The following is a 24,262-nucleotide window of genomic DNA, read 5'->3' on the forward strand; positions in this document are numbered from 1 at the left end:
GAAGGAGCACCGATGACCGACGAGGACAAGAACGAATTCCTCATCGTTACCGGCATGTCCGGTGCGGGGCGATCCACGGTCGCGAACGCACTCGAGGATCTGGACTGGTACGTCGTTGACAACCTCCCGCCGCAGATGCTGCGCCCTCTGCTGGACCTCACTGATCTCGGTGGGGGAGCACTGCCGAAGGTTGCCGCGGTCGTCGATGTCCGTGGTCGAAACCTCTTCAATGACTTCCCCGAGGTCGCGCGGGCCCTGCGGTCGCGCGGAAGCGTGCGGGTGCTGTTCCTCGACGCCTCAGATGATGTGCTCGTGCGACGGTTCGAAGCGGTCAGACGCCCGCACCCTCTGCAGGAAGACGGCACCCTTCTCGATGGCATCCGATTGGAGCGCTCGCGCCTGACGCTCGTGCGCGAGGCCGCCGATATCGTCATCGATACCTCATCGCTGAACATCCATCAGCTGGCGACGCAGATTTCTGAGACCTTCTCTGAAGAGGGGGCTGCTCGACACCGGCTCACGGTCCTCAGCTTCGGCTTCAAATACGGGCTCCCCACGGATGTGGACCTCGTGGCAGACATGCGATTTCTCCCCAACCCGTACTGGAATGACGATCTGCGAGGATTCACCGGTCAAGACCCTCAGGTGCGCGACTACGTTCTCGCGCAGGAAGGTGCATCGGAGTTCCTCGAGGCCTATGCCACCGCGCTCGTACCGGTGCTCGAGGGCTACCAGCGGGAGAACAAGGGCCATTCGACCGTTGCGATCGGATGCACCGGAGGCAAGCACCGCTCCGTAGCAGTCGCCGAAGAGCTCGCGAAGCGTCTCGCACAGATTCCGGGCGTCGCGGTCAGCGTGCGCCATCGCGATCTCGGCCGAGAGTAATCGACGCGAGCCCGGGCCGGTAAACTGATTGTTTGCGTCGCGATCCGACGCGCCAAGCTTTTCAAGGAGTCCCGTGGCACTTACCACCGATGTCAAGGCTGAACTCGTCAGCATCCGTAACGCACCGCCGACGGTGCGCGTCGCGGAGGTCACCGCGATCCTTCGGTTCGCTGGGGGGCTCCACTCCATCGCAGGCCGAGTAGCGGTGGAAGCCGAGGTCGATGCTGAGCTGCTCGCTCGTCGCGTTGCGCGCGACCTTGCCGAGATCTACGGTGTGCGTCCTGAGATCGCGCAGGTGCAGTCAGCGAGCTCACACGACGGTGCACGATACGCGGTGCGTGTGATCGGCGCGGGGGAGACCCTCGCACGTCAGACCGGTCTGCTGGATCAGCGCCGCCGGCCAGTGCGCGGGCTGCCGAACCGACTTACGACCGGGTCTCGAGAAGAGATCGCCGGCCTCTGGCGCGGAGCGTTCCTCGCTGCGGGGTCGCTGTCGGAGCCTGGACGCTCCGCAATGCTTGAAGTCTCGTGCCCGACCTCGGAAGCCGCAATGGCACTCGTCGGCGCAGCGCACCGACTCGGTGTCGCAGCGAAGGCCAGAGAAGTACGCGGACTGCCGCGCGTCGTAGTTCGTGAGGGCGAAGCGATCCGATCGATCCTCGCTCAGATGGGCGCGCAGAAGACGGCTGCGACGTGGGAAGAGATGCGTCAGCGGCGCGAGGTGCGCGCGGGGGTGAACCGCCTGGTGAACTTCGACGACGCCAACCTGCGCCGTTCCGCACAGGCGGCGGTTGCCGCATGTGCACGTGTCGAGCGGGCTCTCGAGATCCTCGGCGACACGATTCCCGACCATCTGCGACTTGCCGGCGAACTGCGCCTCTCGCACCGCGATGCCAGTCTTGATGAACTCGGCCATCACGCCGAGCCGCCTCTGACCAAGGACGCCGTTGCAGGTCGAATCCGTCGTCTGCTGGCGATGGCAGACAAGCGCGCGCAGCAGGAGGGCATCCCGGGCACGGAATCAGCAGTGCCCGCCGGCCTCGACGTCTAGCTCGTTCGCGATTCGTGGAAGCTTCCGTGCCGCAGGGGCGTTGTCGTCAGTAGGATGAAAATGTCTCCTCCGCGCCGCACTCGGATGGCGTGGGGAAACCGACAAGCGCCGCGGCGCGGCGCGGAATGGATGAAAAGCGACATGGCTACATACACGCTCCCTGACCTCCCCTACGATTTCGCAGCGCTGGAGCCGCACATCAGCGGCAAGATCATGGAGCTACACCATGACAAGCATCACCAGGCTTATGTCACCGGCGCCAACGCAGCGCTCGACGGTCTTGCCGAGGCACGTGAAAGCGGCAACCTCGCCAACGTCAACAAGCTCGAGAAGGACCTCGCGTTCAACCTTGGCGGTCATGTCAACCACTCCATCTTCTGGACGAACCTCTCACCGAACGGCGGAGGGCAGCCCGAGGGGGAGCTGAAGGCGGCCATCGACGAGTACTTCGGTTCGTTCGAGAAGTTCCAGGCGCACTTCACGGCAACGGCCATGGGCATCCAGGGCTCTGGCTGGTCGGTGCTGAGCTGGGACTCGATCGGGCAGCGCCTGATCATCCAGCAGCTTTTCGATCAGCAGTCGAACTCAGCGCAGGGCACGATTCCGCTGTTCCAGCTCGACATGTGGGAGCACGCCTTCTACCTGGATTACCTCAATGTGAAGGCAGATTACGTCAAGGCTGCCTGGAATATCGCCAACTGGGAGAACGTCGCGCAGCGTCTCGACATCGCGCGTAAGCAGACGAACGGCCTGCTGGTACTGTCGTAACCGGGTCGCGTCCCGACGGGTTTCGTCTCGTCGGGACGCCGTCTCAGCCAAAATCCCCCGCGTGCGGCGCAGGTGCTACTGCTGCGTTCGGCGCATGACAAACAGGGAGAGACCTTAGTGTCTGTCAAGATCGGTATCAACGGCTTCGGCCGTATCGGACGTAATTTCCTTCGTGCGGCTCTCGCACAGAACGCTGACATCGAGATCGTTGCAGTCAACGACCTCACCGATAACGCGGCTCTCGCGCACCTCCTGAAGTACGACTCCGTCGGCGGCCCCCTGGGCGTCGAGGTCTCGCACGAGGGTGACGTGATCACCGTCGGCGGCAAGGCCATCAAGGTCTTCGAAGAGCGCGATCCCGCCAACCTCCCCTGGGGCGATCTGGGTGTTGACATCGTCATCGAGTCGACCGGTCGTTTCACCAACGCCGCCGACGCCGGCAAGCACATCGCGGGCGGTGCCAAGAAGGTCATCATCTCGGCCCCCGGCACGGACGTCGACGGCACCTTCGTCATGGGTGTGAACGAAGAGTCCTACGACCCCGCCAACGACAACATCATCTCGAACGCATCGTGCACCACGAACTGCCTCGCGCCTCTCGCGAAGGTCTTCAACGACAAGTTCGGCATCCAGCGCGGTTTCATGATGACCGCACACGCGTACACGGCCGACCAGAACCTGCAGGACGGCCCGCACAGCGACCTGCGCCGCGCCCGCGCTGCCGCGATCAACATCGTCCCCGCCTCCACTGGTGCAGCGAAGGCCATCGGCCTCGTGCTGCCCGAGCTCAACGGCAAGCTCAGCGGCTCCTCCTACCGCGTCCCGGTTCCCACCGGCTCGATCGTCGACCTGACGATCATCTCGGACCGCGATGACCTCACGGTTGAGGAGATCAACGCTGCATACCGCGAGGCCGCAGCTGACGGTCGCCTCAACGGAATCCTCGAGTACACCGAGGACCCGATCGTGTCGAGCGACATCCAGCTCAACCCGCACTCGTCGATCTTCGACTCGGAGCTGACCAACGTCAGCGGAAACCTCGTCAAGGTCTCGAGCTGGTACGACAACGAGTGGGGCTACTCCAACCGTCTCGTCGACCTGACCGAGTACGTCGCAGAGCGTCTCTGAGCAACTCATGACCCTGCGCACCCTGGACTCATTGGGTTCGCTCGAGGGCAAGCGCGTCATCGTCCGTTGTGACCTGAACGTCCCCCTGAAGGACGGCGTCATAACGGACGATGGCCGTGTTCGCGCCTCGCTGCCCACCCTGAACGCCCTCATCAATGAGGGTGCACGCGTCATCGTGTGCTCTCATCTCGGACGCCCAGACGGTGCGCCGGACCCGCAATACAGCCTCGAGCCGGTCGCGATGCGTCTGGCCGAGCTTCTCGATCAGCCCGTCGCGTTCGCATCCGACACTGTCGGCGAGTCCGCGAGCGCGGCAGTTGCTGCCCTCGAGAACGGCGAGGTCGTCGTCGTCGAGAACCTCCGGTTCAACGCCGGGGAGACTTCGAAGGACGATTCCGTCCGCAAGGCTTTCGCCGGTGAGCTCGCAGAGCTCGGTGACGCGCTGGTCTCGGACGGATTCGGCGTCGTGCACCGCAAGCAGGCGAGCGTCTACGACCTCGCCGAGATCCTCCCTTCGGCGGCCGGTCTCCTGATCGCCACCGAACTGGATGTGCTCGACCGTCTCACCGAGACCCCTGAGCGCCCCTACACGGTCGTACTCGGCGGCTCGAAGGTCAGCGACAAGCTCGGTGTGATCTCGCATCTGCTGCCGCGCGTCGACCGGATTCTCGTCGGCGGCGGAATGCTGTTCACGTTCCTCGCAGCCCAGGGGCACGCAGTGGGGTCAAGTCTCCTTGAGAAGGACCAGCTCGATACCGTGCGCGGATACCTCAGTGAGGCGACCCAGCGCGGTGTGGAGATCGTCCTGCCGACGGATGTCGTCGTCGCAGCGTCATTCTCTGCGGATGCTGCGCACGAGACGGTTGCAGCGGATGCCATCGAGGAGTCCTCGTTCGGAGCATCCGGAATCGGACTCGACATCGGCCCCGAGACCGCTGCAGCTTTCGCAGACGCGATCCGCGGGTCCAAGACCGTGTTCTGGAACGGGCCTATGGGCGTGTTCGAGTTCCCTGCCTTCGCGGCAGGAACCAAGGCTGTCGCACAGGCACTCACCGAGGTCGACGGCCTCGGTGTTGTCGGCGGCGGCGACTCGGCGGCTGCTGTGCGTCAGCTCGGCTTCACCGATGACCAGTTCGGTCACATCTCGACGGGCGGAGGCGCAAGCCTCGAGTTCCTCGAGGGCAAGAAACTACCCGGCCTGGAGGTGCTCGGATGGGCATGACAACCCGTACCCCGCTGATCGCGGGAAACTGGAAGATGAACCTGGACCACCTGCAGGCGGTCGCATTCGTGCAGAAGCTGCACTGGGCGCTCAAGGACGCCAAGCATGAGGACGGCTCGGTCGAGGTCGCGGTCTTCCCGCCGTTCACCGATATTCGCAGCGTCCAGACGCTGATCGACGCGGACAAGATTCCGTTCGCGCTCGGGGCGCAGGACCTGTCGGCTCATGACTCCGGTGCGTACACCGGCGAGGTATCGGGTGCGTTCCTGTCGAAGCTCGACGCGAAGTACGTCATCATCGGCCACTCCGAGCGTCGTGAGTACCACGCCGAAGGCGACGATGTCGTGGCGGCGAAGGTTCAGGCGGCGTTGAAGCACGGTCTCGTGCCGGTGATCTGCGTCGGTGAGACAGCAGAGGACCTCGAGAAGTTCGGCGCGAGCGCTGTACCTGCCGGTCAGCTCGAGGCAGCGCTGAAGGATGTTCCTGCTTCTGCAGACATCGTGGTCGCGTACGAGCCGGTCTGGGCCATTGGCTCGGGCCAGGCTGCGACGCCGCAGCAGGCGCAGGACGTCTGCGCGGCTCTGCGGGGTGTGCTGGCGAAGGCACTGGATGACGATGCTGCGGCCCGCACACGCATCCTGTACGGCGGATCCGTGAAGGCTGCGAACATCGCCAGCTTCATGCGTGAACCCGATGTCGATGGCGCACTGGTCGGTGGCGCAAGCCTCGTCGTCGATGATTTCGCCGCGATCATCCGCTTCGAAAAGCACGTCGGGGTCTGAGCGGGTGCGGGGGCTGCGGCCCCCCACCTGCGTATACTTGACCCTTGCGGGCAATCACGGCCCAATCGAAAGGCATTCCCTCGTGGCAATTCTTGAGTTCGTTCTGCAGGTTCTGCTGGGCATCACCAGCGTCCTGCTGACACTCCTCATCCTTCTCCACAAGGGCCGCGGTGGCGGTCTGTCCGACATGTTCGGTGGTGGGATGACATCTGCGGTCGGCTCCTCTGGTCTCGCTGAGCGCAACCTCAACCGTTTCACCATCGTCCTGGCGCTCGTGTGGTTCATCTCCATCGTCGCGCTGGGCCTCATCACGAAACTTGAGGTGATCTGACATGGCCACTGGAGGCAATGCCATCCGCGGAACCCGCGTCGGTTCCGGGCCGATGGGCGAGCAGGATCACGGCTACCACGCCGACCGCATCGCCGTCTCGTACTGGGATGGGCTCGGCAACGAGACCGTCCGCCACTTTGCGGCGGGGCTCCCTGACGAAGAGATTCCCGAGACGATCGACCACCCGCAGTCCGGTCTTCCGGCCGGCCGCGACAAGGCGAACCCGCCCGAGCTGGCCAAGAACGAGCCGTACAAGACCCACCTCGCATACGTGAAGGAGCGTCGTACCGATGACGAAGCAGTACAGCTTCTCGATGACGCCCTGACGCAGTTGCGTGAGCGTCGCGGACAGGCCTGATCCATCACTTTTCGAAGCCGTCGTGCCCTCAGGGGTACGGCGGCTTTGGCATAGGTGCTCAGCGGCACCCGGCGGCTACAGCGACCAGCTCCTGCGGGGGAGGACCGTAAGCAGAGGTTCCGTTTGCGATATCGGTGAAGCCCTGGCTGATCGCCCAGGCTGTCGCCCACGCTTCGATGCTCTGCGGGTTCGAGTCGTCGTACATCCCCTCGCACTTCACACTGATCGCGTGCCCGACTTCGTGAGCGATGAGTGCCTGACTGCGCGCGCCCGGCCAGTGCGCCGCCACTGAGTCCGACAGCTCGATCGTCGCGTACCCGGGGTCGCCGTACCACCACGTAGCGAGCCCGCCCATGCTGTCGCCATCGCCGAACCCATTGACGTACGCCGACCAGTCGAAGTCGAGCAGGATTCCCGGCGCGAGGCCGCGTGCGAATGCTTCGATCTGAGTTCGGGCCTCGAACAGAGCGCCCTGCTTCTCTGCGATCTCGGCTTGTTCAGAGCTCAGCATCGCTGCGGCGGCGGCTTCGAGTTGTTCATACGTGCCGGAGACTGTGGAATCGAGCTTCTCCACCCCGGCGAGTTCGGCCGCGGTGTTGCGCAAGGCGAGAATGTCGAGGTTGCGCGCCGCGATATGCGCTGCCTCGAAAGCACCAGCAGCGTCGGTTGCAGACAGAATTGCGCTTGTGCCGGCGTCGTTCACGGTCTCGGCAGCATCGTCAGCCACCGTCCGCGCGGACTCGAATTCTGAGCGCAGTCCAGACGCGGCCTCACGCTCATCGTTCAGCTCAGCGGCCTCGCCGAAGAGCTCCCATGCCCAGGTCGGCTTTTCCTCTGCCGTCGGGAGCGTCTCATCGAGGAGTGCACTCGTCGACGCCTCTGCATCTGCCGCGTCGGTCAATGCTGCCGCGAGGACCTCTTTCGCCCCGGGATCCATGAGAGTGCCGGTATCCGCAGCCGCAATGGTCGATGCGGCGTCCGTCGTTGCCATCAGCGCAGCCATGTCCTGTTCGAGCTCGTTCTGGCTGGTCGCGGTCTGCGCGACGGCATCCCGGAACGACTCCCGTGCGTCGTCGTACGCGACGTTGGCGCCCCACTGGGTTCCGATGCACGCGACGCAGATGACTACCGCACCGAGCACGGCGAGCACGACGCCGGTTCGTCTGCGACGGGGCGTGCGCTGAGAGGCGGCGTGGGAGATGACTGTGCCGCCGAAAGTCGGAGCGAGATGATGGCCGCCATGCGAAGGAGCGGGTGACATTGCCACGGGCATTCCTCCTCGGGGGAGATGGAGGGGCTGACGAGAATCGAACTCGCATCATCTGTTTGGAAGACAGATGACGCCCCGTTCAGGCGGGTTCAGAGAGGTTCAGGACGGGTCACGCTCAACACAGAAGCGCCTGATGAGATCGTGCGTTGTGACGCGATCTCAGTCTAGGCGAGGCGCTGGAGGGCATGGTCGGATGCCGAAACAAATGCTGTCAGGGATGCTGTCACGGTTCTTGACATGCAAGAAGCCCCATGACGAATTTGGGTCTGCTGTAGGAACAGTAGGCCCCCGCTTGATCCTCCCATTTTGAGAACAGACACGGGATCGCCTCTATCTCAATGGAACGTAATCGGTTTAGAAGCACGGGTGATGCGAGAATGAGCTTGTCGGCCGCGTCGAGAAACCCGAAGCGAAACATGACCCTGACAATCGTGTACGCGAAGCACCCTGGTGTTGTCTGATGGTCAATTCAGATCATGACACACTCGCGGTATTCAGAAATTCCAAGCTCCAGATGAGCAGGCCGGTCATGAAAGCGGCCAGTATCAGGTAAACGATCCATCGTCCAAGACTGTATTCCCAATAGGGGATGGGCTTTGGTTTCTCGCGTAGTGCGCCGATCAACACGCCAACGTAGGCTGCCGGCCAAATCAGGATCGCAAAGATGGGGAGACCGAACTCTTCGCCCGAGTTTCGCTGATTTAGTGTGATTGTTGTGTTCCAAGGGACCTGGACGAACACGTACAGCGCAATGATGACTGAAACTGCGAGTGCAATACCTACAAATATTTGTGTGCTCCGACGCGACCGAAGATATCTGGGATCATCAGCTGGTAGTAACGCTTTCCATTTTGACGGGACTGCGGGTCGGTCCTCTGGGAAGCTGTCTTCCTGATCCACGCTATTTAGTGCACCCATATTCTTAGTCCACCCATATTCCTGGATGAGGAGGGTGCCAGTGTCACCGGCGCCCCAGCCCACCATCTGACCAGCGCCGGCGGTACCCCAATAGTCCATGCCCGTGGGTTTTGCCCCGCCACTGAGATCAGTCGGGCCTGGCACGAGGGTACCACCAGCGCCTACCACAAAGTCCCATGCCCCTTGGGTGGGGAGTAACCACCTATCCCGACCTGCGTAGATACCACGCGCGCACGCGAAGACGACGTTCCGATCGAGGTAGTGAGATGCGCAGCGAGAGCAGCGTCGAGCGGCAGGTTCACGCTTCTCGGACTGACCTCCGCCACCAACTAAAAAGCCCCTCCGTGGATAACCACGAGAGGGGCTTTTTGGTGCGTATGCTGTCAAAACTGTTGTCACATTTGAGGGGCTGACGAGAATCGAACTCGCATCATCTGTTTGGAAGACAGAGGCTTTACCACTAAGCTACAGCCCCGGAAACTGAGCGTGGCTCAGAGACCGATTCCGGCGCGAACCGGACTTATCGATCATAGCGGACGTTTCGGCTGTTCTCGTCCGTTAGACTCGTGGAGGCCGTTCCCGCCTGTGCGGGGTTTAAACGGGGCGTAGCTCAGCTTGGTAGAGCGCCCGCTTTGGGAGCGGGAAGTCGCAGGTTCAAATCCTGTCGCCCCGACCACGGCCCCCGAACCTCAGGCCGCGCCGGTTGCGCGGAAACCCAAAGGAGAACCACAAGCATGGCGAACAGCACCGTTGAGAAGCTGACCCCGACCCGGGCGAAGCTCACGATCACGGTCACCCCGGAAGACCTGGGGCCCTCCATCAAGCACGCGTACGAGCACATCGCGCAGGACGTGCAGATCCCCGGTTTCCGCAAGGGCAAGGTCCCGGCTCCGATCATCGACCAGCGTCTCGGTCGCGGTGCCGTCATCGAGCACGCCGTCAACGAGGCGCTCGACAAGTTCTTCCGTGAAGCTGCCAACGAGCACAAGCTCCGCGTCGTGGGCCGCCCGTCTGCCGACATCACGCAGTGGCCGAACGAGAAGGACTTCTCCGGCGACCTGCTCGTCGAGGTCGAGGTCGACGTCCGTCCCGAGATCGAGATCCCGGCGCTCTCCGACATCACCCTGACAGTCGACGCGGTCGAGGCAGACGATGCCGCGCTGGATGCCGAGCTCGACAACCTGCGCGCCCGCTTCGGCACCCTGATCCCCGTCGACCGCCCTGCAGTCAAGGGCGACTTCGTCGAGCTCGACCTCGTCGCAGCGATCGACGGTGCAGAGATCGACCGCGCCGAGGGCGTCTCCTACGAGGTCGGCTCCGGCGAGCTGCTCGAGGGCATCGACGACGCCGTCGAGTCACTGACCGCGGGCGAGGACACCACCTTCCGCTCGAAGCTGGTCGGTGGCGACCACGCGGGCGAAGAGGCAGAGGTCTCCGTCAGCATCAAGTCGGTCAAGGAGCGCGAGCTTCCCGAGGCAGACGACGACTTCGCGCAGATCGCCAGCGAGTTCGACACCATTGCTGAGCTCCGCGACAGCATGGCTGAGCGCGTGAACGAGCAGGGCGTCTTCGCCCAGGGCTCTGCAGCCCGCGACCAGCTCATCGAGGCGCTTCTCGAGAAGATCGAGATCCCGGTTCCGCCGCAGGTCATCGAGGACGAGGTGCACAACCACCTCGAGTCTGAGAACCGCCTTGAGGACGACGAGCACCGCGCCGAGGTCACCGAGGCGAGCGAGAAGCAGTTCCGCACGCAGGTGCTGCTCGACACGATCGCTGAGCAGTCTGACGTACATGTCTCGCAGGAAGAGCTGAGCCAGTACCTGATCCAGTCGGCCGCGCAGTACGGCATGGCGCCGCAGGAGTTCGTCGAGGCGCTGCAGTCCTCGAACCAGCTCCCCGCGCTCGTCGGCGAAGTCGCCCGTAACAAGGCGCTCGCGATCGCACTCGGCAAGGTCAAGGTCGTCGACTCCAACGGAAAGGCCGTTGATCTGTCGAGCCTGGTCTCCGTCGAGGACGATGCTGCAGAGGACGACGCTGCAGAGGCCGACGCTCCCGCCGACGAGAAGGCTGACGAGAAGCCGGCCAAGAAGGCCGCCGCGAAGAAGCCCGCCGCGAAGAAGGCTCCGGCCCAGAAGGCTGACGAGGCCGCCGAGGAGAAGCCTGCTGCGAAGAAGGCTCCCGCCAAGAAGGCTCCCGCCAAGAAGGCGGCCGACAAGGCCGAGTGATAGCACTGCGATTCTGACGAGAGGGCGGATGCTTCGGCATCCGCCCTCTCGCGTCTGTGAGGAGAACCGTGAACGACTGGCAGGACCGCGTTGATGCACTCTGGCAAGAGGATGCGCTGTCGGATGAGGACAGAGTCAGAGAGATCGACGCGCTCGCGCTCGAGAAGCCGAGCGACGACGCGGTCGCGCTGTTCGAGCGGGCGGGTGCTCGCGATGCCGCCGGGGCCGAACTGGCCGCAGTCTCCTTCTATCGTCGCGCTCTCGCTGCAGGCCTGGACGAATCGCGTCGGGCACAGGCGACGATCCAGCTGGCCAGCACTCTGCGCAACCTCGGACACGTCGACGAAAGTCTGAAGCTCCTGCGTGAGGAGCGCGAACGATCCGGAGCGCTCAGCGACGAAGCATCCGCGTTCTACGCACTCGCGCTGGTGTCTGCCGGCGAAAGCGCGCGCGCGGCAGCTATCGCTTTGGAGACGCTGGCTCCGCACCTGACGCAGTACCGACGTTCAGTGACGGCGTACGCGCAGGAGATCGGTGACAGCGACACCTGATATGCCGACGGCGAACAAGGCCTGAGGGCTGCGTCGTCGCCGGTAGATTCGAATCACCGAACACGGAAACAGGAGCGTGAAATGGCTGAACCGCTTGTCGCGACCAGCGTCTTTGACAGACTGCTGAAGGACCGCATCATCTGGCTGGGGTCAGAGGTGCGTGACGAGAACGCCAATGAGATCTGCGCGAAGATCCTTCTTCTTGCCGCAGAGGACTCTGAGAAGGACATCTACCTCTACATCAACTCGCCCGGCGGTTCCATCACCGCGGGAATGGCGATCTACGACACCATGCAGTTCGTCCCGAACGACATTGTTACTGTCGGCATCGGCATGGCGGCGTCCATGGGCCAGCTGCTGCTCACCGCGGGTACTAAGGGCAAACGCTACATCACGCCTAACGCCCGCGTCCTCCTGCACCAGCCGCACGGCGGTTTCGGTGGCACGTCGAGTGACATCCAGACCCAGGCGCAGCTCATCCTGTCGATGAAGAAGCGTCTCGCCGAGATCACCGCAGCGCAGACCGGCAAATCGGTCGAGCAGATCAACGCAGACGGCGACCGCGACCGTTGGTTCACCGCTGACGAGGCGCTGGAGTACGGATTCGTCGACCACATCCGCGAGTCCGCCAGCGATGTCATCGGCGGCGGCGGCACGGACTCGGCTGAGTAACGGATTCGAGAGGACGAATATGTACACCCCCACTTTCCAATCCGCTGGCAATCTGCCTTCCAGCCGGTACGTGCTTCCGCAGTTCGAAGAGCGCACGGCCTACGGTTTCAAGCGTCAGGACCCGTACAACAAGCTGTTCGAAGATCGTGTGATCTTCCTCGGCGTCCAGGTCGATGACGCATCTGCCGATGACGTGATGGCACAGTTGCTGGTTCTCGAGAGCCAGGACGCCGAGCGCGACATCACGATGTACATCAACTCGCCTGGTGGCTCCTTCACCGCGATGACAGCCATCTACGACACGATGCAGTACGTCGCGCCGCACATTCAGACGGTCGTTCTCGGACAGGCCGCTTCTGCGGCATCCGTGCTCCTTGCCGCTGGTGCGCCGGGCAAGCGTCTCGCGCTGCCGAACGCACGCATCCTGATCCACCAGCCCGCCATGGGCGAGGCGGGCCAGGGGCAGGCGTCCGACATCGAGATCCAGGCTGCAGAGATCCTGCGCATGCGCACCTGGCTCGAAGAGACCATGGCTCAGCACACGGGTCGCCCGGTGGAGCAGGTCAACCGCGACATCGATCGGGACAACATCCTCTCGGCGCAACAGGCTCTGGAGTACGGCATCGTCGACCAGGTGCTCACGACGCGCAAGCGTTCCTGAGCACCCCCTCCTCCTGACGCCCCGTCTTCGCGTCGACACCCCCTCGTAAATACGTATTTACAGGGAGGTCTCGACGCTAAGACGGGGCGTCGGTGGTTGGTGGCACGCGAAAGTGCACCGCTGTCCGCATCCGCTGCGCATATGAGCACTCACGTGCGCGAGCGTTTGCTCCCGCGTACGCTGGATAAGGAAAGGAGGCCGCCGTGAACGAAGACGTGCTTGCCGTGCGAGTCGCTGAACTCTACTACGACGAAGCGAAGACGCAAGACGAAATCGGTGCGCTCCTGAAGATCTCGCGCTGGAAGGTCGGACGCCTCCTGACGCAGGCACGTGAACGCGGCATCGTACGCATTGAGATCGTGCATCCTCGCGCGCGCAAGCTCGGTCTCGAGCGAGAGCTCACCGAGCGGTTCGGCTTGTTAGACGCGATCGTGGTCCCCGCTCCGGATGCGGAAGAAGCGGTGCTCGATCGCGTCGCGCAAGCTGCCGCTGACCATCTCGCAGCGATGCGGCCTGTGCCCCGTACTCTTGCCGTGAGCTGGGGCCGTACTCTCACTGCGGTTGCAGATGCGCTGCCGGAGGGATGGGCGACCGGTGTCGATGTCGTCCAGCTCAATGGCGGCGTGAGCCTGAGTCGTCGTTCTGGGGGAGCGGCGAACGTCGCGATGACCATCGCGCAGCGCGCAGGCGGCCAGGCGACGCTCCTGCCGAGCCCGGCCATTCTCGAACGCGTCGAAACGAAGCGTGCGATCGAATCCGACCGCACCGTCGCGGGCATCCTCGAGCAGGCCGGCCAAGCTCAGACGTACTTGTACTCGGCGGGCCCTGCAGATGCCTCCTCCGCGCATGTGGAGAACGGCTATCTGAAGATCGCCGACGTGGAAGAGCTGGCTCGACGCGGCGCTGTCGGCGACGTGCTCGGACGCTACGTCGATGCAGACGGAAACATCGTCGATCCTGAACTCGACGCACGCACCGTCGGCGTGAGCCTGGATCGATTGCGCACCGCAGCGCACGCGATTTTCGTGACCGCAGGAAGCGCAAAGCATGACATCGCGCGTACAGTCGTGACCAGCGGCCTGTGCAGCGTTCTGGTGACCGATGAGACCACAGCCCGAGCATTGTTGGAGGAACGATGACAACCACTGAACTTAGCCGCCGCACTGCGGTGGATGTGCTGGGCGGTGAGCCTGACGATGCAACGCTTCGTAGGTTCCTGCACGGGCTTCCCGGCGTAGATGCGACCGGCCTCGAGCAACGCGCGGCCGGCCTCGGTACGCGCTCGATCAAGACCACGTCGAAGGCCTGGGCCATTGACAAGATCATCTCGCTGATCGACCTCACCACTCTCGAGGGTGCAGACACCCCCGGTAAGGTCCGCTCGCTGGTTGCCAAGGCGAAGACGCCGGATGCCGCGGACCCCTCGACCCCGTTGGTCGCGGCTGTGTGCGTGTACGGCGATATGGTCGGCGAGGCCGTCCATGCGTTGGGCTCTCTCCACGGCGATCCCGACGATGGAAAGATCTCGGTCGCTGCCGTCGCGACGGCCTTCCCGAGTGGGCGCGCATCGCTCGCGATCAAGCTCGCCGACACCGCTGAGGCTGTTGCCGCCGGCGCGGACGAGATCGACATGGTCATTGACCGTGGCGCGTTCCTGTCTGGTCGCTATGGCCTGGTCTTCGACCAGATCGCGGCGGTGAAGGAAGCATGCCGTCGCGAAGACGGCACTTACGCCTCGCTCAAGGTGATCCTCGAGACCGGTGAGCTGAACACTTACGACAACATCAAGCGTGCGTCCTGGCTGGGGATTCTCGCCGGTGGCGACTTCATCAAGACCTCCACCGGCAAGGTGCAGCCCGCAGCGACCCTTCCGACCACGCTGCTCATGCTCGAGACAGTGCGCGACTGGCATCGAAGCACGGGCGAGAAGATCGGTGTGAAGCCCGCTGGCGGCATCCGCACCTCGAAGGACGCCATCAAGTACGTCGTTACCGTGGCAGAGACCGCGGGGGAGGAATGGCTGCAGCCTCACCTGTTCCGCTTCGGGGCATCCAGCCTGCTCAACGACGTGCTCCTGCAGCGTCAGAAGCTCACGACCGGGCACTACTCCGGCCCCGACTACGTCACGATCGACTGAGGATGCTTCGACAAGCTCAGCAACCAGTTGGACGCCGCTTCGCGGCGAAAGGACAAAGGTAAACATGTCATTCCTGGAATATGCTCCGGCGCCTGAATCGCTGGCGTCCCTGAACCTGCGTGACAGCTACGGACTGTTCATCGACGGTGAGTTCGTCGATGGGTCAGGCCCGAGCTTCACGACGATCTCTCCCGCCGACGAATCACACATCGCCGAGATCGCTGGCGCCTCTGATGAGGACATCGACCGAGCGGTCATGGCGGCTCGCCGCGCCTACGACAAGGTGTGGTCGAAGATGAGTGGCCGCGACCGCGGCAAGTATCTGTTCCGCATTGCGCGCCTCGTGCAGGAGCGTGCTCGCGAGCTTGCCGTTGCCGAGAGCCTCGACAACGGCAAGCCGATCAAGGAGAGCCGCGACGTGGATGTGCCGCTCGTCGCATCCTGGTTCTTCTACTACGCAGGCTGGGCAGACAAGCTCGATTACGCAGGCCTCGGTGCGAACCCCCGTGCGCACGGCGTCGCGGGACAGATCATCCCTTGGAACTTCCCGCTGCTCATGCTGGCATGGAAAATCGCCCCTGCTCTCGCAGCAGGCAACACGGTGGTGCTCAAGCCCGCAGAGACCACGCCGCTCACCGCGCTGATCTTCGCAGAGATTCTGCAGCAGGCGGATCTGCCTGCCGGTGTCGTGAACATCGTGACCGGCGCCGGTGCGACCGGGGCGACGCTTGTTCGCCACCCGCAGGTCGACAAGGTTGCTTTCACCGGCTCGACCGGCGTCGGCCGCGACATCGCGAAGGCGGTCGCGGGGACGAACAAGAAGGTCACGCTTGAGCTCGGCGGAAAGGCCGCGAACATCGTGTTCGACGATGCTCCGATCGAGCAGGCCATTGAAGGAATCGTCAACGGCATCTTCTTCAACCAGGGGCATGTGTGCTGTTCCGGCAGCCGGCTGCTCGTCCAGGAGTCGATCCATGACGAGGTCATTGACCGGTTGAAGACGCGTCTGTCGACGCTTCGCCTGGGCAACCCGCTCGACAAGAACACCGATATCGGGGCGATCAACTCTGCCGCGCAGCTCGCGCGCATCCGCGAGCTCAGCGATATCGGCGAGGCAGAGGGCGCTGAGCGCTGGACCGCCGACTGCGCGATTCCTGAGAAGGGCTTCTGGTTCGCGCCGACGATCTTCACGGGGGTGGAAGCATCCCACCGGATCGCTCGCGACGAGGTCTTCGGGCCTGTGCTGTCCGTGCTCACCTTCCGCACGCCTGCCGAGGCGATCGCCAAGGCGAATAACACGCCGTACGGATTGTCAGCCGGTGTCTGGACCGACAAGGGATCTCGCATCCTTGCCGTCGCAGACCGCCTTCGTGCCGGTGTGATCTGGGCGAACACATTCAACCGCTTCGACCCGGCCAGCCCGTTCGGCGGCTACAAGGAGTCCGGATACGGCCGCGAGGGTGGCCGTCACGGTCTCACCGCATACCTCAAGGGAGCCTCAGCATGAGCAAGCGTCTGACAGTGCCGAAGACCTACAAACTCGCGATCGGCGGCAAGTTCCCACGCAGCGAGTCCGGGCGCACCTATGAGGTTCTCTCTGCGAAGGGCGCTTTCCTCGCGAACGCCGCGAAGGGTTCCCGCAAGGATGCTCGGGATGCCGTGGTGGCGGCGCGGGCAGCGGTGAAGGGCTGGTCCGGTGCGACCGCATACAACCGCGGGCAGGTGCTCTACCGGGTGGCGGAGGTGCTCGAGGGGCGCCGGGCGCAGTTCATCGATGAGATCGTCGCGCAAGAGGGCGTGTCGGCGGCAACCGCCGGCGCACAGGTCGACGAAGCGATCGACCTATGGGTCTGGTACGCCGGATGGTGCGACAAGTATGCGCAGGTCGCCGGGAACGCGAACCCGGTGTCCGGGCCTTACTTCAACATCTCCGTGCCCGAGCCCACCGGCGTGGTTGCGATCATCGCACCGCAGGACTCCGCTCTGCTCGGACTTGTATCGGTCATAGCGCCCGCCCTGGTTGCGGGGAACGCTGTGGTCGTCGTGGCGAGTGAGAAGCATCCGCTGTCGGCGATCAGCCTCGCCGAGGTGATCGCGACGAGCGACGTGCCAGGAGGAGTGGTGAACATTCTCACCGGCTCGCCGGCTGAGATCGCTCCGTGGCTCGCTTCGCACGCCGATGTCAACGCACTCGACCTCGCTGGCGCAGGCGCACTGGAGTGGATCGACCTGCAGATCGCTGCGGCAGACACGCTCAAGCGCGTGCTGGCTCCGGGAGATGTGACCGCTTCGCCCGAGCGGATCGGCGCGTTCACTGAGACGAAGACGGTGTGGCATACGAAGAGCATGATCTGAGTAGCCCGATCACGCATGCTCCCACCGCGACATCTCGTCGGTGGGAGCATCCGTCTGGTTAACCGCGCCAATGCGGCTCAGTGTCTGAGGGAGCGGTTAGGCTTTTGAGCAGGATCTCAGGTTCCCACCAAGGAGGATGCGCATGGCCAGAATCGGTGAAAGCGCTGACCTGTTCAAATGCTCGTTCTGCGGAAAGAGCCAGAAGCAGGTGCAGCAGCTGATCGCTGGCCCCGGCGTGTACATCTGCGACGAGTGCGTCGAGCTGTGCAACGAGATCATCGAAGAGCGCATGGCAGAGTCCTCCGCTGAAGGCGTTGCGGACTTCGAACTTCCCAAGCCGCGCGAGATCTACTCGTTCCTTGAGGAATACGTCGTCGGCCAGGAGCAGGCCAAGCGCTCGCTCTCTGTGGCCGTGTACAACCACTACAAGCGCATTCGCGCGCACGGCACCCTTCAGCTCGCTGAGCAGAAGGCTGATGAGGTTGAGATCGCCAAGAGCAACATCTTGATGATCGGTCCGACCGGTTGCGGAAAGACCTACTTGGCGCAGACGCTCGCGAAGCGTCTGAACGTTCCGTTCGCGGTGGCGGATGCTACGGCGCTCACTGAAGCCGGCTACGTCGGAGAAGACGTCGAGAACATTCTCCTCAAGCTCATCCAGGCCGCCGACTACGACGTCAAGCGCGCTGAGCAGGGCATCATCTACATCGATGAGATCGATAAGATCGCTCGCAAGTCCGAGAATCCGTCGATCACTCGCGATGTCTCCGGTGAAGGCGTGCAGCAGGCGCTGCTGAAGATCATCGAGGGAACCGTGGCTGCAGTGCCGCCGCAGGGCGGTCGCAAGCACCCGCACCAGGAGTTCCTGCAGATCGACACGACCAACGTCCTGTTCATCGTTGCCGGTGCTTTCGCTGGGCTCGAAGACATCGTCTCTTCGCGCGTTGGAAAGCACGGCGTCGGATTCGGTGCCCCTCTGCATGACAAGACGAAGGACCTCGATCTGTTCAGCGAGGTGCTTCCGGAAGACCTGCACAAGTTCGGTCTGATCCCCGAGTTCATCGGGCGACTCCCCGTGGTGGCCTCGGTGACTCCACTCGACCAAGACGCACTGATCGACATCCTGACCGGGCCCCGCAACGCACTGGTCAAGCAGTACCAGCGGATGTTCGAGCTCGACGGTGTCGAACTCGACTTCGAAGAAGATGCGTTGCGCTCGATCGCCGATCTCGCCGTATTGCGCAAGACCGGCGCGCGTGGACTGCGTGCGATCCTCGAGGACGTGCTCGGACCGATCATGTTCGAGATCCCGTCGGCAGAGGACGTGAAGAAGGTCATCGTGACCCGTGCATCGGTCGAGGAGGGCGCTCCGCCCACCGTCGTGATGGAGCGCAAGCGCAAGAGTGCCTGAACGGCAGAGGGAACAGCGCCTGCGGCCTGGATCGTCACGGCGAGCGAGACGCGATGTCCGAGCCCCGGAGTAGCGTTGCGGCATGCGACCGTTTCAGATCTCGGTACCGGAGGAGGTCCTCGAGGACCTGGGTGCACGTCTCAGCCGCGCGCGGCTGCTCCCAGACTCGCCTCGTCGCCCTGAATCCGGCATGTCCGCGTCGTATCTGCGCGAACTCGTCGACGCGTGGACTGCATTCGATTGGCGTGCTCGCGAGGATTGGCTGAACTCTCATCCGCAGTTCATCGCTGATGTCGGCGGCACCAGCATCCACTTCGTCCACATGCGGTCCGAGTACGAGGGTGCGCCGGCCCTGCTGCTCATGCACGGATGGCCGCACACGTTCGCGCTGCAACTCGAGCTCGCGGAGCTGCTGCCGGACTTCCACGTGGTGATGCCGAGCATGCCCGGATTCGCGTTCTCCGAGCCGTACGACGGCACCATGACCGAGAGCGTGATGGCTCGCTTGATGCACACGCTGATGACCGATGTATTGGGCTACGAGCACTATCTCACCTACGGAGAGGACATCTCGGCGAACGTCAGCGACTTGATCGCCGCGACGTATCCCGCGCATGTACGGGGGATTCTCGCGACGCATTCACACTTCGGCACAGATGAAGAGCGCGCAGCGGTGACCGACCCCGAAGCGCGGGCGTTCTTCGAGCGACTCGTCGCGAGTGGCGAACTTGACGGCGCGTACGGCCACGTGCAGGGCACACGGCCCGACACGCTGGCTGCTGCGCTCAACGACTCGCCGGCAGGCCTTCTCGCCTGGCTCGCAGAGAAGCTCGTCGAGTGGAGTGACACGCCGACGGCGCAGCCGGAGCTCGTGGAGGATCGCATCTCCCGCGAGCGGATACTGACCGAGGCGACGATCTACTGGGCGACGGGGAGCATCGCGACATCGTTCCGGCGATACTTCGATACTGGTGAGGACGAGCGGATACCGCCGGTCGCAGTACCGGCCGCAGTTGCTATCCAGCGGCACGAGCATGACTACCCCGAGAGTGTCGCTCGCGCCTTCTACCGCGACCTTCGTACTTTCGATCGTCTGCGCGAGGGCGGGCACTTCACCGCCGCCGAAGTGCCGCAGGAAATCGCGACTCGGATGCGGGCCTTCGCGCGAGACCTCGGACTCCTCACGGCGCGGGAGTCCGGCGCGAGCGCATAGCATCCCGGACCTGAGCGGGACGAAGGGGTAGCCGGAGTTCCCGCTGATGATTAACATCGGCACATGCAGGGTGAACGGTACGTGGAGGCTTTCCACCAGCTGACGGCCGAGGTCAACGCCGCCAATCTGATGCGCAGACGATACCGCTATTACTGGACGATGATGATCTTCTGGACGTTGGTCGTCGTGGTGATTCTCATTGGGGTGGTGCTGCTGGGGGACAGCTGGTGGCAGCTGGTCCTGGCGGTGCTGTTCGGCGTCGCGATGGCGCAGCTCGGCTTTCTCGGGCATGAGGCTGCCCACCAGCAGATGTTCGCCTCGCAAGGGTGGAACGAGTGGACGGGGCGTGTGCTCGCGGGTCTGTTCGTCGGGCTCAGCTTCGGTTGGTGGATCGACAAGCACGGTCGCCATCATGCGAACCCCAACAAGGAGCGGGAGGATCCTGACGCCGCACCCGGAGTGTTGTCGTTCACGCCGGAAGGCACCGATGCGCGCGAGGGGATCGCCGCGACGCTCGCGAAGTATCAGGGATACTACTTTCTGCCGCTGCTGTTGTTCGAGGGCTTCTCACTGCACATCGACTCGATCAGGACCATCCTGTTCGGCAAGGGAGTGACGCATCGCTGGTCGGAGATTCTGTTCGTCGGTATCCGCATCATCGGATTCCTCGTCTTCCTCTTCGTCGTGCTTCCACCGCTCATCGCGACGGTGTTCGTTCTGGTGCAGGTTGCTGTATTCGGCTTCCTGCTCGGTGGCGCGTTCTCGCCGAACCACATCGGGATGCCGACCGTCCCGCATGACGCGGACATCGACTTCCTGCGTCGACAGGTGCGGATGTCGCGTAACGTGCGCGGCGGAGTCTTCGTGCACTTCTTCATGGGCGGGCTGGAGTACCAGGTGGAGCATCATCTGTTCCCGATGTGCCCGCGTCCCAATCTGCCGATGGTGCAGAAGGTGGTTCGTGAGCACTGCGCCGCCTACGACATCCCCTACGCCGAGACAACTCTCGGCGAGGCGTTTCGGACGATCCTCGCCTATCTGAATCAGGTCGGACTGAAGAACCGAGACCCATACACCTGTCCCTTGGTCCGCGAATACCGAGGATGAGATCGGAGAGACATGAAGGTCACTGTGAACCCCACCACCTGCATCGCATCCGGCAACTGCAGCCGGACAGCACCGCGGGTGTTCGCCAACCGGGAGGAAGATGGTGGGTTCGTGAGCGTTCTCAATGCGAGTCCGCCGGAATCCGAGTGGGGCGCGGTGCGCGAAGCCGAAGACCTGTGCCCATCGGCGACCATTCACACCGAGGATGACGCGGACGGGCAGCAGACCACGCCGTGATCGCCGTCACCCTCCCAGCCCGCGGCGTTTCAGCAGCGGAGCGATCTCCGCGTCGCGACCGCGGAAGTCGCGGTACGCCTCGAGGGGGTCCTTCGATCCGCCCACGGCGAGCAGCCGTGCGCGGAAGCGGTCGCCGTTCTCGCGGGTGAGGCCGCCGTTCTCGCGGAACCACTTCACGGTGTCGGCGTCGAGCACCTCGCTCCAGATGTACGAGTAGTAGCCGGCACTGTATCCGCCGGAGAAGACGTGCGCGTAGTAGGTGGAGGAGTAGCGGGTCGGCACCACGGGGTTGTCCAGTCCGATCTCGGCGAGTGCCGCTGCTTCGAACTCGGCGACGTCGGCCACCGAGTCAGAGTCTCCGAGCCGGTGCCACGCCTGATCGAGCCAGGCGGCTGCGAGGTATTCGCTCGTGTCATGACCCTGATTGAAGGTCTCTGTCGCACGCAGTCGCTCGACGATCGCCGCATCCAACGGTTCATCGGTCTCATAGTGCCGCGCGTAGTTGTCCAGCACCTCTGGCCAGAGAATCCACATCTCGTTGACCTGGCTGGGGAACTCCACGAAGTCACGGAACACGTTCGTGCCCGCGAAGTGCGGGTAGTTCACCGTCGCGAACAAGCCGTGCAGGGCATGGCCGAACTCGTGGAACAGCGTCGTGACTTCATCGAGCGTCAGCAGCGTCGGCTGACCGTCTCCCGGCTGTGCCACATTGAGATTGTTGACGACCACGGGAGCTGTGCCGCGCAGCGCGGATTGGCTGACGATCGGGTTCATCCATGCGCCGCCGCGTTTCGTGTCGCGCGTATACAGATCGAGCACGTACAGGCCGAGTGCTGAACCGCCAGGGTTGAACACCTCGAACACGCGAGCGCCGGGGTGATAGGCGACGAGGTCGTCACGCTCGCGGAATGTCAGGCCGTACAGCTGTGTCGCCGCGTAGAAGACGCCGTCCTGCAGGACCCGCTCGGCTTCGAACCACGGCCGGAGTACGGCCGTGTCGATGTCGTACTTCGCGGCACGCACCTTCTCGGTGTAGAACGCCCAGTCATGCGCCTCAAGGGCGAACGGCTCTGTCTCGGTCTCGTCGATGATCGTCTGCAGAGCCGCCTGTTCTGCGCGCGCGTTGGATGCTGCGGCTGGAGCGAGCTGGTGGAGAAGCTCTGAGACGGCCTCCGGGGTTCCCGCCGTCTCATCCGCGGTGACATAGGCGGCGTGTGATGCGTAACCGAGCAGGGCTGCCCGCTCCGCGCGCAGCGCGACGATCTCGGTCAGCACACCGCGGTTATCGTTGGCGTTGCCGCGGAGCGCGCGCGAGCGCGACGCCGCCATGATCTGCCGCCGACTCTCGCGACTCGTCAGCGAGGACAGATACGGATGCCCCGTGAACAGCGGCAGCGTGATGAGAAAGCCGCTCTCGTGGCCGCGGTCGGTTGCCGCGCGCGTGGCAGCGGAGAGCTCACCGTCGGTGAGTCCGTCGAGTTCTTCGGCCGTCTCGAAGAAGACCGCGAGATCGTTGGTGTCGGCGAGGAGGTTCTTCTCGAATGCCGTCGTGAGCGTGGAGAGCTTCTGGTTCAAGGCGGTGAGCGTCGACTTCGCCGTATCGTCGAGCGCCGCGCCTGCGTGCGTCATCTCACGGAAATGCCTGACCAACAGGTAGCGGCTCTCGGTATCGAGTTCGAGCTGGTCGATCTGCTCGTGCAGGGTCTTCACACGCCAGTACAGCTGAGCGTCGAGGCGGATGGCGTCTTCGTGTGCCGCCATGAGGGGCGCGAGATCTTCATCGATCTGCTGGATCTCTGTGGTCGCATCCGCTGAGCTCACGGTGTAGAAGGCGTGCGCGACGCGATCGAGCATGGCGCCGGCCTGCTCCAGCGGCACCATCGTGTTCTCGAACGTCGGCATGGATCGCACGCGCGTGATCGCTGCGATCTCCTTGACGTGCTCATCGAACGCGACAAGAAACGCCGGCAGGTAGTGCTCTGGGCGGATCGCAGCGTAGTCCGGAAGCGCGTAGGGGAGAGCGGACGGCGTGAGGAGCGGATTCGCGGCATCGGTCATTCCACGAGCCTAATGCGAACGAAAGCAAAGAAACACTTGCAAAGAAAGCGTTGCAAAGATATCTTTGCAATATGACCGAGAACGAGAAGAACCCTGGGGCCGGCAGGCGTCGTGTGCTGGATGCTGGAGCGCTCCGCGCGCTGTCTCACCCGCTGCGCGTGCGGATCTTCGACATCCTCGAGCAGGAGGGGCCGCAGACAGCTAGCACTCTCGCCGAGATCCTGGGGGAGTCCTCGGGTGCCACGAGCTACCACCTGCGCTCGCTCGCCCGCCACGATCTCATCCGTGAGCTCGAGGGCACTCGCGGCGGCCGCGAGCGCTGGTGGGAGCGCCCGCCCGGCGGCATCATCTACGACTCGCGTGCTGTGCAGGGATCGCCTGCGGGCGAAGCGGCGCTCCAGGTGGCAGTCGCAGAGGCAATGCGTCGGCGCCACGACGAGCTCATGGACTACTTCGTCGGTGGGATCGACCGGGAACCGGTCGAATGGGTCGACGCGAGCTCGTCGATGACTAGCGGCATCAGCATGACCGCGGCTCAGACCACCGACCTCATCAAGAAGATCGAAGCAGTCATCGATGAGGCCGCCGACAAATACCGCGAGCAGAAGGGCGACGGTGTTCGCCGGGTCAGCGTCCGCGCTGACGTCTTCCCCCTCAAGAACCTCAAGAACAAGAAGGAGAACGCATCATGAGCGCAGTAGCAGTAACTCGTACATACCCTGTTCCGCGCGGTGCGACCTCACTCGAGCGGTGGTCGATCGGGGTCGCCGAGACGGTCGCCCGATGGGCGACAGCTCGTGCCGAGCGTCGGGAAGACCGACGCGACGCGATGCTCGCGTCGATCCAGGCGGAGCAGACGCGAAAGGCAGACCCGCGGGCGGCGGACCACCTGCTGGCGCAGATGGGGATGCCGCGGCGCTGA

General features: G+C 63.7%; 25 protein-coding genes and 2 tRNA genes. 23 read left to right on the forward strand and 4 right to left on the reverse strand.

The features are described from left to right. Positions 1-12: 12 nt before the first annotated feature. From rapZ to ACTU6V_RS11220, 8 genes are all read left to right on the forward strand, one after another. A complete protein-coding gene (rapZ, locus tag ACTU6V_RS11185; protein WP_443469399.1) occupies positions 13-885 on the forward strand; it encodes an RNase adapter RapZ in 873 nt (290 codons plus the stop codon). 73 nt (positions 886-958) lie between these two features. Further along, positions 959-1,936 carry a DNA-binding protein WhiA gene (gene whiA / locus ACTU6V_RS11190; RefSeq protein ID WP_443469398.1) on the forward strand — a complete coding sequence of 326 codons (978 nt, stop codon included), beginning with the start codon at positions 959-961 and terminating at the stop codon, positions 1,934-1,936. Positions 1,937-2,077: 141 nt separating this feature from the next. Beyond that, positions 2,078-2,704 (forward strand): superoxide dismutase, encoded by a 627-nt coding sequence (locus ACTU6V_RS11195; protein ID WP_443469397.1) that lies wholly within the window; start codon positions 2,078-2,080, stop codon positions 2,702-2,704. A gap of 117 nt (positions 2,705-2,821) precedes the next feature. Continuing rightward, positions 2,822-3,832, forward strand: coding sequence for a type I glyceraldehyde-3-phosphate dehydrogenase (gene gap, locus ACTU6V_RS11200; protein ID WP_443475627.1), 1,011 nt, complete (start codon positions 2,822-2,824; stop codon positions 3,830-3,832). A gap of 7 nt (positions 3,833-3,839) precedes the next feature. Then, positions 3,840-5,054 (forward strand): phosphoglycerate kinase, encoded by a 1,215-nt coding sequence (locus ACTU6V_RS11205; RefSeq protein ID WP_443475628.1) that lies wholly within the window; start codon positions 3,840-3,842, stop codon positions 5,052-5,054. Beyond that, positions 5,045-5,836, forward strand: a complete 792-nt coding sequence (gene tpiA, locus ACTU6V_RS11210) for a triose-phosphate isomerase (protein WP_443475629.1) — start codon at positions 5,045-5,047, stop codon at positions 5,834-5,836. Before ACTU6V_RS11205 ends, tpiA begins: the two co-directional genes overlap by 10 nt. Before the next feature lie 82 nt (positions 5,837-5,918). Beyond that, positions 5,919-6,167, forward strand: a complete 249-nt coding sequence (gene secG, locus ACTU6V_RS11215; protein ID WP_033107536.1) for a preprotein translocase subunit SecG — start codon at positions 5,919-5,921, stop codon at positions 6,165-6,167. Position 6,168: 1 nt separating this feature from the next. Further along, positions 6,169-6,525, forward strand: a complete 357-nt coding sequence (locus ACTU6V_RS11220; protein WP_443469393.1) for an RNA polymerase-binding protein RbpA — start codon at positions 6,169-6,171, stop codon at positions 6,523-6,525. Between the two features lie 58 nt (positions 6,526-6,583). On the opposite strand, the gene ACTU6V_RS11225 is transcribed toward ACTU6V_RS11220, so the two are convergent. The 3 genes from ACTU6V_RS11225 to ACTU6V_RS11235 form a co-directional block, all read right to left on the reverse strand. Then, positions 6,584-7,792: a hypothetical protein gene (locus tag ACTU6V_RS11225; protein ID WP_443475630.1), complete on the reverse strand. Its 1,209-nt coding sequence runs from the start codon at positions 7,790-7,792 to the stop codon at positions 6,584-6,586. A 477-nt stretch (positions 7,793-8,269) separates the two neighbouring features. Next, positions 8,270-8,812 (reverse strand): hypothetical protein, encoded by a 543-nt coding sequence (locus ACTU6V_RS11230; protein WP_443475631.1) that lies wholly within the window; start codon positions 8,810-8,812, stop codon positions 8,270-8,272. Between the two features lie 305 nt (positions 8,813-9,117). Beyond that, positions 9,118-9,188 (reverse strand) — tRNA-Gly (locus ACTU6V_RS11235). A 124-nt stretch (positions 9,189-9,312) separates the two neighbouring features. On the opposite strand from ACTU6V_RS11235, the gene ACTU6V_RS11240 reads away from it, so the two are divergent. The 13 genes from ACTU6V_RS11240 (at position 9,313) to ACTU6V_RS11300 (ending at position 21,282) form a co-directional block, all read left to right on the forward strand. Beyond that, positions 9,313-9,389: transfer RNA gene (locus ACTU6V_RS11240), tRNA-Pro, on the forward strand. 58 nt (positions 9,390-9,447) lie between these two features. Further along, complete coding sequence (tig, locus tag ACTU6V_RS11245) at positions 9,448-10,938, forward strand: trigger factor (RefSeq protein ID WP_443475632.1); 1,491 nt, start codon at positions 9,448-9,450, stop codon at positions 10,936-10,938. Between the two features lie 68 nt (positions 10,939-11,006). Beyond that, positions 11,007-11,489 carry a tetratricopeptide repeat protein gene (locus ACTU6V_RS11250; protein ID WP_443469390.1) on the forward strand — a complete coding sequence of 161 codons (483 nt, stop codon included), beginning with the start codon at positions 11,007-11,009 and terminating at the stop codon, positions 11,487-11,489. Between the two features lie 21 nt (positions 11,490-11,510). Continuing rightward, the gene (locus ACTU6V_RS11255; RefSeq protein ID WP_443469500.1) at positions 11,511-12,161 is read left to right on the forward strand and encodes an ATP-dependent Clp protease proteolytic subunit; all 651 of its coding nucleotides are present in this window, start codon (positions 11,511-11,513) and stop codon (positions 12,159-12,161) included. A gap of 19 nt (positions 12,162-12,180) precedes the next feature. Next, a complete protein-coding gene (locus tag ACTU6V_RS11260) occupies positions 12,181-12,822 on the forward strand; it encodes an ATP-dependent Clp protease proteolytic subunit (protein WP_443469389.1) in 642 nt (213 codons plus the stop codon). Positions 12,823-13,025: 203 nt separating this feature from the next. After that, entirely contained in the window at positions 13,026-13,961 is a 936-nt protein-coding gene (locus ACTU6V_RS11265) for a sugar-binding transcriptional regulator (protein WP_443469388.1), read from the forward strand. Next, positions 13,958-14,959 (forward strand): deoxyribose-phosphate aldolase, encoded by a 1,002-nt coding sequence (gene deoC / locus ACTU6V_RS11270; RefSeq protein WP_443469387.1) that lies wholly within the window; start codon positions 13,958-13,960, stop codon positions 14,957-14,959. Before ACTU6V_RS11265 ends, deoC begins: the two co-directional genes overlap by 4 nt. Positions 14,960-15,023: 64 nt before the next feature. After that, positions 15,024-16,466, forward strand: a complete 1,443-nt coding sequence (locus ACTU6V_RS11275) for an aldehyde dehydrogenase family protein (RefSeq protein ID WP_443475633.1) — start codon at positions 15,024-15,026, stop codon at positions 16,464-16,466. Continuing rightward, positions 16,463-17,314 (forward strand): aldehyde dehydrogenase family protein, encoded by an 852-nt coding sequence (locus ACTU6V_RS11280; protein WP_443469385.1) that lies wholly within the window; start codon positions 16,463-16,465, stop codon positions 17,312-17,314. The genes ACTU6V_RS11275 and ACTU6V_RS11280 overlap by 4 nt, the downstream gene beginning before the upstream one ends. A 142-nt stretch (positions 17,315-17,456) precedes the next feature. After that, on the forward strand, positions 17,457-18,725 hold the full coding sequence (clpX, locus tag ACTU6V_RS11285; RefSeq protein ID WP_443469384.1) for an ATP-dependent Clp protease ATP-binding subunit ClpX: 1,269 nt from the start codon (positions 17,457-17,459) through the stop codon (positions 18,723-18,725). An 82-nt stretch (positions 18,726-18,807) separates the two neighbouring features. After that, a complete protein-coding gene (locus tag ACTU6V_RS11290; protein WP_443469383.1) occupies positions 18,808-19,938 on the forward strand; it encodes an epoxide hydrolase family protein in 1,131 nt (376 codons plus the stop codon). A gap of 63 nt (positions 19,939-20,001) precedes the next feature. Then, a complete protein-coding gene (locus ACTU6V_RS11295) occupies positions 20,002-21,045 on the forward strand; it encodes a fatty acid desaturase family protein (RefSeq protein ID WP_443469382.1) in 1,044 nt (347 codons plus the stop codon). 12 nt (positions 21,046-21,057) lie between these two features. Further along, entirely contained in the window at positions 21,058-21,282 is a 225-nt protein-coding gene (locus ACTU6V_RS11300; protein WP_443469381.1) for a ferredoxin, read from the forward strand. Between the two features lie 6 nt (positions 21,283-21,288). On the opposite strand, the gene ACTU6V_RS11305 is transcribed toward ACTU6V_RS11300, so the two are convergent. Further along, positions 21,289-23,340 carry a M3 family metallopeptidase gene (locus tag ACTU6V_RS11305; protein WP_443475634.1) on the reverse strand — a complete coding sequence of 684 codons (2,052 nt, stop codon included), beginning with the start codon at positions 23,338-23,340 and terminating at the stop codon, positions 21,289-21,291. A gap of 71 nt (positions 23,341-23,411) precedes the next feature. Between ACTU6V_RS11305 and ACTU6V_RS11310 the strand changes: the two genes are divergently transcribed. Both ACTU6V_RS11310 and ACTU6V_RS11315 read left to right on the forward strand, forming a co-directional pair. Then, complete coding sequence (locus ACTU6V_RS11310) at positions 23,412-24,032, forward strand: ArsR/SmtB family transcription factor (RefSeq protein ID WP_443469379.1); 621 nt, start codon at positions 23,412-23,414, stop codon at positions 24,030-24,032. Then, entirely contained in the window at positions 24,029-24,262 is a 234-nt protein-coding gene (locus ACTU6V_RS11315; protein WP_443469378.1) for a hypothetical protein, read from the forward strand. Before ACTU6V_RS11310 ends, ACTU6V_RS11315 begins: the two co-directional genes overlap by 4 nt.

Origin of the sequence: Microbacterium zouquanmingi (assembly GCF_052266675.1) — a bacterium.
In the GTDB taxonomy this organism is placed as follows: Bacteria; Actinomycetota; Actinomycetes; order Actinomycetales; family Microbacteriaceae; genus Microbacterium.

Bases quoted from the DNA above. Each gene is read 5' to 3' on its own strand.
- ACTU6V_RS11295 (WP_443469382.1), top strand. From the start codon at position 20,002: ATGCAGGGTGAACGGTACGTGGAGGCTTTCCACCAGCTGACGGCCGAG.
- ACTU6V_RS11300 (WP_443469381.1), top strand. From the start codon at position 21,058: ATGAAGGTCACTGTGAACCCCACCACCTGCATCGCATCCGGCAACTGC.
- ACTU6V_RS11195 (WP_443469397.1), top strand. From the start codon at position 2,078: ATGGCTACATACACGCTCCCTGACCTCCCCTACGATTTCGCAGCGCTG.
- ACTU6V_RS11220 (WP_443469393.1), top strand. From the start codon at position 6,169: ATGGCCACTGGAGGCAATGCCATCCGCGGAACCCGCGTCGGTTCCGGG.
- ACTU6V_RS11260 (WP_443469389.1), top strand. From the start codon at position 12,181: ATGTACACCCCCACTTTCCAATCCGCTGGCAATCTGCCTTCCAGCCGG.
- tig (WP_443475632.1), top strand. From the start codon at position 9,448: ATGGCGAACAGCACCGTTGAGAAGCTGACCCCGACCCGGGCGAAGCTC.
- ACTU6V_RS11205 (WP_443475628.1), top strand. From the start codon at position 3,840: ATGACCCTGCGCACCCTGGACTCATTGGGTTCGCTCGAGGGCAAGCGC.
- ACTU6V_RS11305 (WP_443475634.1), bottom strand. From the start codon at position 23,340: ATGACCGATGCCGCGAATCCGCTCCTCACGCCGTCCGCTCTCCCCTAC.
- ACTU6V_RS11230 (WP_443475631.1), bottom strand. From the start codon at position 8,812: ATGGACTATTGGGGTACCGCCGGCGCTGGTCAGATGGTGGGCTGGGGC.
- ACTU6V_RS11310 (WP_443469379.1), top strand. From the start codon at position 23,412: ATGACCGAGAACGAGAAGAACCCTGGGGCCGGCAGGCGTCGTGTGCTG.
- ACTU6V_RS11290 (WP_443469383.1), top strand. From the start codon at position 18,808: ATGCGACCGTTTCAGATCTCGGTACCGGAGGAGGTCCTCGAGGACCTG.
- ACTU6V_RS11315 (WP_443469378.1), top strand. From the start codon at position 24,029: ATGAGCGCAGTAGCAGTAACTCGTACATACCCTGTTCCGCGCGGTGCG.
- deoC (WP_443469387.1), top strand. From the start codon at position 13,958: ATGACAACCACTGAACTTAGCCGCCGCACTGCGGTGGATGTGCTGGGC.
- ACTU6V_RS11275 (WP_443475633.1), top strand. From the start codon at position 15,024: ATGTCATTCCTGGAATATGCTCCGGCGCCTGAATCGCTGGCGTCCCTG.
- tpiA (WP_443475629.1), top strand. From the start codon at position 5,045: ATGGGCATGACAACCCGTACCCCGCTGATCGCGGGAAACTGGAAGATG.
- rapZ (WP_443469399.1), top strand. From the start codon at position 13: ATGACCGACGAGGACAAGAACGAATTCCTCATCGTTACCGGCATGTCC.
- ACTU6V_RS11280 (WP_443469385.1), top strand. From the start codon at position 16,463: ATGAGCAAGCGTCTGACAGTGCCGAAGACCTACAAACTCGCGATCGGC.
- clpX (WP_443469384.1), top strand. From the start codon at position 17,457: ATGGCCAGAATCGGTGAAAGCGCTGACCTGTTCAAATGCTCGTTCTGC.